This is a genomic window from Mesobacillus subterraneus (assembly GCF_023715485.1).
In the GTDB taxonomy this organism is placed as follows: domain Bacteria; phylum Bacillota; class Bacilli; order Bacillales; family Cytobacillaceae; genus Mesobacillus; species Mesobacillus subterraneus_B.
In genome coordinates this window covers 1-316 of sequence record NZ_JAMBOF010000058.1, presented here as the reverse complement: position 1 = coordinate 316, position 316 = coordinate 1, and the positions used below count along the sequence as shown (strand labels likewise).

Below are 316 nucleotides of genomic sequence, written 5' to 3'. Positions count from 1 at the left end.
GGAAACCCCCAACTACCATCGGCGCTGAGAAGCTTAACTTCCGTGTTCGGTATGGGAACGGGTGTGACCTTCTCGCTATCGTCACCAGACATTTTTTAAAGACAATATCTATTATACTGCCTTTTATTAAATTTGCAAGAGAAATTTTCATTCCCTCAAAACTAGATAATGTTGTAAGAAGAAAACAAGAGAAACGAGTAATCTATTTTGGTTAAGTCCTCGAACGATTAGTATCAGTCAGCTCCACACGTCACCGCGCTTCCACCTCTGACCTATCAACCTGATCATCTTTCAGGGTTCTTACTAGCTTGCGCTA

At 41.8% G+C, this 316-nt stretch carries 2 rRNA genes; both read right to left on the bottom strand.

Annotation, left to right across the window (positions count from 1 at the left end):
* Window positions 1-89: ribosomal RNA gene (rrf, locus tag M3204_RS23560) — 5S ribosomal RNA — on the bottom strand; the annotation flags it as partial.
* A 118-nt stretch (window positions 90-207) separates the two neighbouring features.
* Window positions 208-316, bottom strand: a 23S ribosomal RNA gene (locus tag M3204_RS23555); the annotation flags it as partial.